The organism is Catenibacterium sp. co_0103, from assembly GCF_004168205.1.
GTDB lineage: Bacteria > Bacillota_I > Bacilli_A > Erysipelotrichales > Coprobacillaceae > Catenibacterium > Catenibacterium mitsuoka_A.
On the sequence record NZ_RCYB01000026.1, the window covers coordinates 20,639 to 28,500 of the forward strand.

Annotated in this window: 8 protein-coding genes; all 8 read right to left on the reverse strand. The window is 32.8% G+C overall.

Annotation, left to right across the window (positions count from 1 at the left end; translation table 11 throughout):
• Complete coding sequence (gene hisG, locus EAI80_RS06110; RefSeq protein ID WP_129981350.1) at nucleotides 1-624, reverse strand: ATP phosphoribosyltransferase; 624 nt, start codon at nucleotides 622-624, stop codon at nucleotides 1-3.
• Nucleotides 617-1,579: an ATP phosphoribosyltransferase regulatory subunit gene (locus EAI80_RS06115; protein WP_238819732.1), complete on the reverse strand. Its 963-nt coding sequence runs from the start codon at nucleotides 1,577-1,579 to the stop codon at nucleotides 617-619. Before EAI80_RS06115 ends, hisG begins: the two co-directional genes overlap by 8 nt.
• A gap of 308 nt (nucleotides 1,580-1,887) precedes the next feature.
• Complete coding sequence (locus EAI80_RS06120; protein ID WP_129981344.1) at nucleotides 1,888-3,261, reverse strand: sialate O-acetylesterase; 1,374 nt, start codon at nucleotides 3,259-3,261, stop codon at nucleotides 1,888-1,890.
• A gap of 9 nt (nucleotides 3,262-3,270) precedes the next feature.
• Entirely contained in the window at nucleotides 3,271-4,089 is an 819-nt protein-coding gene (locus EAI80_RS06125; RefSeq protein WP_129981345.1) for a MurR/RpiR family transcriptional regulator, read from the reverse strand.
• A gap of 22 nt (nucleotides 4,090-4,111) precedes the next feature.
• Complete coding sequence (locus EAI80_RS06130; protein WP_129981346.1) at nucleotides 4,112-4,747, reverse strand: GDSL-type esterase/lipase family protein; 636 nt, start codon at nucleotides 4,745-4,747, stop codon at nucleotides 4,112-4,114.
• Nucleotides 4,744-6,222: a DUF4127 family protein gene (locus EAI80_RS06135; protein ID WP_129981347.1), complete on the reverse strand. Its 1,479-nt coding sequence runs from the start codon at nucleotides 6,220-6,222 to the stop codon at nucleotides 4,744-4,746. Before EAI80_RS06135 ends, EAI80_RS06130 begins: the two co-directional genes overlap by 4 nt.
• Before the next feature lies 1 nt (nucleotide 6,223).
• Nucleotides 6,224-6,964, reverse strand: coding sequence for an HAD-IIB family hydrolase (locus tag EAI80_RS06140; protein WP_129981348.1), 741 nt, complete (start codon nucleotides 6,962-6,964; stop codon nucleotides 6,224-6,226).
• Between the two features lie 3 nt (nucleotides 6,965-6,967).
• On the reverse strand, nucleotides 6,968-7,862 hold an 895-nt coding region (locus EAI80_RS06145; protein WP_129981349.1), incomplete at its 5' end, for a PTS transporter subunit EIIC.

Sequence of the window (7,862 nt, forward strand, 5' to 3'; positions counted from 1 at the left end):
TTAATAATCCCCCTTCTTTAGTGCATCCACTAGTTTGAATATTTCATCCTTCTTATATTTTAAAGCCACTTTATTCACAACCATTCTTGTAGAAATATCTGAAATCTTTTCAATCACTTCAAGGCCATTGGCCTTAAGTGTAGATCCTGTTTCTACAATATCTACAATCGCATCAGATAAACCAACAACGGGTCCTAACTCTACAGAACCTTCTAGTTTAATAATTTCTACATCCTCCTGTTTAGATGCGAAATATTCTTTTGCGGTCTTTGTATATTTAGAAGTAATACGTTTACGACGATTAAATGTCTTTGTGCGGTATTCTGGATAAGCCGCTAACGCAAAATAACATTTACCAATCTCTAAATCTAATAACTCATAATAATCATCAAAATCAGATTCATCCAAAGTATCCTTACCAACAAATCCAACATCCACAATACCGTGTTCCAGGAAAGTCAATACATCATTTGCTTTCGCAAAGATCATTGAAATACCATCTTTTGTCTCTATTAATAACTCTCGATTTTTATTAAAAATAGGATCCATATCAAAGCCCTGCTGTTGTAATAACTTACATACCTGCTTTTCTATTCTTCCTTTAGTAATCGCAATCTTAATCATTGGCTTCATTCTCCTTTCCTATTGCATCCAATACATTATTTAAATGATATGAGAATCCAATAGAAGGTACGTTCTTATAGAAATGATCAAACAAATGGTCATAACGTCCTCCCTGGAGAATTGGATGGGCACTATAATAAGAGAATCCCTTCATCATAATACCTGTATAATAACTTCTCTCAGGTACCATACATAAATCAAAGATAATATTCTCTTTATGCTTAGAGAACTCATACAATAATTCCATCTCTTCAATAGCCTCTAGAAGTTCTTCATCCTTCACAATCTCTTTCACTTCTCTTAAACACTTAATATCCCCAAAAGCACTAGGAAGAATTAATAAGAGTTTATTTAAATCTTCGTCAAAATCATGTGCTTCTACTAAATGTTTCATATCAGAACTTTTCTTTTTCTTTAAGATATCAGTAAGAGAACGATCCATTACAAGAGTCATTAAACGCTTATAGAACTTTGCAGAACCAAGTTCTAGTTTTAAATCACTTAAACCGATATCCTGCATTGTTTCTTCAATTAGTGATAAGCATTCCTGATCTCCCTCACGTCCTGGAAGACCAAACAACTCAATACCACCCTGGAACAATTCAGAACTTCTACCTTTATGTCGTGCCTGGGTACGATATACCTTACCAAAATAACTATAACGTCTTACTTCATCTGTATGAGCGTTACTATAAATACGTGCAATAGGTACAGTAAAGTCAGTTCTTAAAGTGATACGCTTTCCTTCATGGTTAATGAACTGAAACATTGTTTCTTCATTTGTCCCAAAACCACTTAACAAGTCTGCATATTCAAATGTAGGTAATAATAACTCCTGGTATTCATGTGCATTGAATGTTCTTCTTAAATGTTCTTCAATCGTACGCATTAAAGAAGCGTCCATTCTAGTTGCATCATTACTTTCTTCAGGAATCAGATATTTAAATTCTTCCAAAGTTATGTCCCCCTTATATATAAAAAGGAACAGGTCAATGACCTGTTCCATTATGTCATTGTTTCGTGTCCGTTTTTTTGAGTTGTATGTCAAAACGAGCTGTATCTAATTGATATAACCCTAACTAGAACCACGATGGTGATGGTGTAAATTGTTGACAAAAATTGTGTTTTTCATAAATAATCACCTCAGTTTTTAATATACTACCACATTTTATTTATAAAAAAAAGTATTTTAGTGAAGTTTTATATATAGTTATTGATAAATCATTTGCCTATTTACTGTAAAAAAAAACACCCTTAGGGGTGTTATCTCTTAATTCTAAATGGAGAAGCTGGAATACCTTCTACACTTTCTATTTCTACTTTAGGATTATCATCATTCGCATAAGCTAACATATGATAATTCTGAACTGGTATAATAAGCTTTCTATTTTTAATATGCCCTATACAGGCATGTCCATCTACAATTAAATGAACATCATTTTCTTTCATATCCTGATCATATGTCAAAGTCTCTTCATCTAATATAGGTGTAACTGGTGTATTCTTTTCATAAAGATAATGAGCCACACTATAAGCCAGACGTTTTCCTACTTCCTCTTTACTTGCTGGATGAATATAATCTGGATCACCTGTTTTAAGCGCCGTAACAAGATATGTATCTTTTATAGAACGTACAACGTCTCTTTGCACACGTCTTATTTCATCAAAGTGACTATTTTTATATTCAGGTAATTGAATAATAAAAAATGGAAAATCTTCGTGATAAGCACGACGCCAGCTTTGTATCAATGTCTTAAGTAGCTCACTGTAATACATATACTGTGGACTATCTTCCTCCCCCTGATACCATAACACTGCTTTGACAGGATAATCAAGAGTACATTTAAACATATGTTCATAAAGACTACCTGGTCTTCGATAATCATAATAACCTTTTGGAGGAGGCCATGGAGTATGTCCTACAATATTCTTAATTTGGGAAAGAGTCATATCAGGATGTGTATTAATACATTCCTTTAACTCTTTTTGATAGTTATTAAATACATTGTAATACTTTTCGGTTTCTTCTTTTTGTATATCTAATGATGGTAAATCATCATAATACGGATCATATACATTCTCTTTAAGTACATTGTTCTTTTTAAGAACTTCTTCTTCAATCCAGCATGAAGCACTTGTACCACCTTTATTATTAGAAATAATACCGATTGGTATATCTTCATCAAGATAATAACTAAAAAATGAAGCCACTGCAGAAAAGGATGACACTGTTTCTTCATTAAGTTCTTTCCATCTTTGATTATCGGCCTCAAAAGGATAGATATACTTTGGGACTGTCATGATACGAACATTAGAACGATATAAAGGAAGTTTCTTTTCCTTTGACTCTCTCATCTCTAATTCCATATTAGATTGTCCTGCTGCAAGATAAACATCACCTACAAGAATATCATTCAATACAAGCATATCTCTATCATCTGTAAGAATCATACGATAAGGTCCACCAGGTTGTTCTATTTTAAATGATATCTGCCATCTCCCATCGTTGACAGGCACTTTATATTCCTTTTTTAAAAAAGTCATTCTTACTTCTTTTTCTTCAGAAGTACCTGAAAGAATTATATCTTTATTTCTTTGTAGAACCATATGATTTGAATATGGGTAATCTAATTCCATTTTTAACACCTACTTCTCAAACTTATAATCTATTGAATTCAATATCTCCTTTAATGACTCTAATTTATCTGATTTATTATAATTTAGATAATGTGTATAGATAATATCCGTCATGACTAAAGCAGGAAACTCAGCAGAAATAATATGTGATACTGTCACATTCTTCACATGAGCCACCTTAACAATTTCATCAATAATATCATCATGATAAGCACGCTGCATAGAAGTCATAAGAACTGTTGTCGCATTCTTTTCATGCGCACGTTTAAGTCCCGCAATAACATTTGGATTACTTCCTGAAATAGAAATTCCTATTACTAACGACTCTGACTGAACACGCGGACTATTGGCAGTAATATCACTTTCTGAGTTAATAGCTTCCGCATCAAGACCTAAACGTATTAAACGTGATGCAAATTCCTTTGCAACAAGACCACTTGAACCAATGCCATAAATAAACACTCTTTTTTTTGAATCAAGAAGCTTTGCGATACGTATAATCTGATTATTATCCACTATTTGATAAGTCTGTTCTAATACTTCCTGATATTTGTGTATAGAAAATGATGTTAATTGATCTAAACGCTTATTTTCTTTCATATTCGCATTAAAAGAAAAAACAAACTCTCTATAGCCACTAAAACCTAATTTCTTTGAGAATCGAGATAAAGATGCTTCTGAAACATATATTGTGGAAGCAACAGCCTTACTAGAAAAATCTTCTATTGTTCCATGAAGAAAATAGTCCGCAATCACTTTTTCTACTTGTGTAAAACTATCATATTTCTCTTCAATCATCGTTTTTGTACTTTTTAAATAATTATCCATATTATCACCCAAAACTATTCTATCACAAAATCATAGAATCATTGATGATATGCGTAAGGAGCTGATAGCCCTTCTCATTGGGATGAAGGCCATCTTCAAGTAATAATTCTTTTTTGTTTACAAATGAATCAAATGCATTAATGTAATTAACACTATCACCTAGATACTCCACAAAATGTTCATAAATATCTTTTAGAAATGCATTTGAACGTATACCACGCGCATGAGGATATCCTTGAATATCTTCATCACAAGGTAATGGTGAAAGAATAGTAATACGACAATTAGGTAAGTTCTTCTGTATTATACTTACTAACATCTGAATATTTGAGGCAATCTGACGGGGTGAATGTGTCACTGTGTTACCAAGATCATTTGTCCCTACATGTAATAAAACCTGAGCAGGTTTATATTTAATAACTGCTTCATCTACAATCCATAACAATTCATCTGTTGTAGCCCCTGCAATACCACAATTATAAATAGTTTTTTCTGGGAAATATTGATTCATATCATAAAACTCTATAATAGAATCTCCAAAAAATACTGTTTGTCCAGGCTGTGCTGTCTTTTGGTTATAAATAATATCTAACATTCTTTTAAGAGCATCTTCTCTTAATTGGTAAATGCCAGGATTATAAATCATCTGTTCTCTCATTTGAATTTTGCTCCTATCTCAAACATACGATGCCAAGGCATAATAACCTCTATAGAATTAATTGGATACTTATGAGAAATATTTAAAGTAGAATACTCTTTTAATAATGCCTCACCAATTCTTTTTTCTACTAAATCCTCTTTATCTTTAAAATCATAATAAGAAAGTCCGAGTTCAGGTAAATCTTCCTCAATCACCTTTTGTCTTACCTTAGCTTGATAGAAAACATCCTCTATCAAATGATATACAGTATTGGGTGCATGAATCTCTCCTACCTGTATTTCAGAAAGAACAGTCCCTGTTGTATTGCAGTTCGTATTCCATCCTGCATAACCCTTTAATTCTTCTAGAAGATTATAATGATCAAGATATCGAATCAATTCATAATCTCCACCATTCGCATAAGCACTATCAATCACACCTACACTTCTACCTTCTTCAACATATTCCTTAATTCTCTCCACAAAGCTCATTAACTGTCGATAGCTTGAATAAGAGACATCCTTTTTCTTATCAAATGATTCCTGCATAATTTTTCCTGGGCAATTCACTGCCAGAACTATATTTGCGTTAGAATCATCCATTACAAGTCTTGCCCCTGTTACAAGGATATGTGATTTTAAACTTTCAAACATAGGTCTATCCTCATAAAGAGGTACAATCTGTGGACCAAGTATAGAAGCATAAAATGGATAGATCTTAGGATGAACCTGATAGTAATCATTATAAGCTCTCGTCATAAGGGACATACCAACTTCATCAGCACCTGGATAAACCATTACCTTGAATTCTAAACACTTTTCTTTAATTTCTTTAAGAATGATCTTCTGATCTTTTGCGGTATAACCAAAAGGTGAAGAATCATCCTGTGGAATGACAAGAAAATCAATAACATTGTTTTCTAAGAATTCAAGTGTTTTTGAATTCATTCTACAGTTTATAAGTCGTCTGTCTTCATAGTCTCTGATTACTTCTTCAGGTATATGAAGACTATTCTTTTCAATTTCTTCTTCACTCGTTAATGTTTCTCGTTCTTCTTTATCCTCTAAATACTTCTTTTTAAAAAGTGCATAACCATAATCTTCATAATAATCTGGCTCCTCCTCACTCGAATTATATTGAGGACAACGCATAATACATTGAAATGCATATATTTTAAGATGAGGATTAAGTGTCTTTAATTCCTGAAGAACATCTAGATGTTCTTCTAGAATATCCTCTGTAAGATGATGCAGTCTTGAAGAAAGTAATCCTCCATAAAGAAGCATATCTAGTGAAATAACTAAAGCATCCTGAGTGACTGCTTCTTTTAATAAATACTGTCTAATCTTATTAAATGAAGCAGGAATCTTCTTTTTTGGCAGGATATCCAATGGAGGCATTGTAAGATGAACTGAATGGTTAGAAGACACAATCATCTGAGGATAAATATAATTACATGGTCTTTCATCAAGTGGTAATAATAAGATACGCATACTACTCCTCCTTTATCTTTTCTAAAGCTTCTAAAATACTTTCTACGCAAATAGCACCTTCTACTTCTTCTTTTACATAATAGAATCGATGTGCATATTCCAACATTGCAAGATCACTTTCACTATCACCAATTGCATAGACTTCATCCTCTGGATACATGGTGCGAATAGCTTCTCCCTTAGATATATGTAATGGAACAATTTCTAATGATGTCTTACTTGTAAGAATCGCATCTACCTGTGTAAATTTCTTCTTTATAACTGTTTGGATTTCTTTTAAGTAATCCTCTTCCCCTACAACAAGATAAAGTACAACAGGTTGATAGGGTATAATATCTTTAAAATCCTCTTTAATAATTGATGAATCGTAAAATTCTTTTGGAAAATCCGGATCCCTTGGACTCATCCAATAACGATTAGATACTGTATTCATCTCTACTCTTACATTATACTCCTTTAGTAAATCATAAATTCCCATGGCATCTCGTTTATCTAACAAAGCAGCATTTAATTGATTTCCTTGATAAATCACAGCACCATTTTGAGATATTCTCTCAGTAATACCTAGATGATACTTTCTATTGATGGCTACAATATCATGATCTAATCGACCAGTGCATATAGCAAGTCTATAGCCTGATTCTTGATAATCATTAAGGAGAGAAAGGGTCTTCTCTCCTCCAATGATTTCATTCTTTGTATCAAGTAATGTGCCATCTAAGTCAAACACGATTACTTTCATAAATTATTTTTCTTCTTCCTTTTCTAATTCTTTATCCATTGCCTTAACAAATGGCATATAAATCAAAACAGAAATAACTAAACAAATAGCAGCTGTGATTAAACCGCCAATCTTACCACCTGTTGCAAGGAAACCACCCATTAGAGGAGGTGTAGTCCAAGGTGTCATAACATATGTATAACCCATAAATCCAGTGACAGTCGCAAGTGTACCAATACCTAAGCTGACAAGTGTTACAAGAATCATAGGAATAATTAATACTGGGTTCATTACTACTGGTAAACCAAACATGATTGGTTCAGAAATATTGAATAGTGATGGAATAAATCCAAGCTTTGCGATTTGTTTATAGTCTTTACGTTTAGAAACAATTAAAATAGCAAGAACTAATGCAAGCATATTTCCTGCGCCACCCATGAACATTAAAGAATCAGTAAATGGTTTTGTAAGAATATGAGTTGCAGCATGACCTGCAGTAATTGCAGCAGCATTCTGTGTTAAGTTAATTAAGAAAATAGGTTCTAGGATAGGCTGTGAAATAATATAACCTGTATGAATACCAAATCCCCATAAAAGCATATATAAGAAATAAATCACTACAATACCAACTGGAGAAGTGATAATTGCAGTAAGTGGAGTCTGAATAAAGTTAAAGATCAAGTCATTTAAAGGTGTACCTACTGCATTTGTAATAAATCTTACAATACCAAAAATAAACATAGTAATAATAACTGGAATCATACTATTAAAGCTTCTAGCAATACCACTAGGAACAGAATCAGGCATCTTGATGATCAATGCTTTACATTTCATTAATCTTCTCATGATTTCCTCCATTTCCCCGCGCCTTCGTTGCGCGGACACAAATATATAACCAAACTCAAATCCACCAAAACTA

What these genes read in the sequence shown, in the direction of transcription:
- EAI80_RS06140 (WP_129981348.1), bottom strand. Translation starts at nt 6,964, where the DNA reads ATGAAAGTAATCGTGTTTGACTTAGATGGCACATTACTTGATACAAAG.
- EAI80_RS06130 (WP_129981346.1), bottom strand. Translation starts at nt 4,747, where the DNA reads ATGAGAGAACAGATGATTTATAATCCTGGCATTTACCAATTAAGAGAA.
- hisG (WP_129981350.1), bottom strand. Translation starts at nt 624, where the DNA reads ATGATTAAGATTGCGATTACTAAAGGAAGAATAGAAAAGCAGGTATGT.
- EAI80_RS06125 (WP_129981345.1), bottom strand. Translation starts at nt 4,089, where the DNA reads ATGGATAATTATTTAAAAAGTACAAAAACGATGATTGAAGAGAAATAT.
- EAI80_RS06120 (WP_129981344.1), bottom strand. Translation starts at nt 3,261, where the DNA reads ATGGAATTAGATTACCCATATTCAAATCATATGGTTCTACAAAGAAAT.
- EAI80_RS06135 (WP_129981347.1), bottom strand. Translation starts at nt 6,222, where the DNA reads ATGCGTATCTTATTATTACCACTTGATGAAAGACCATGTAATTATATT.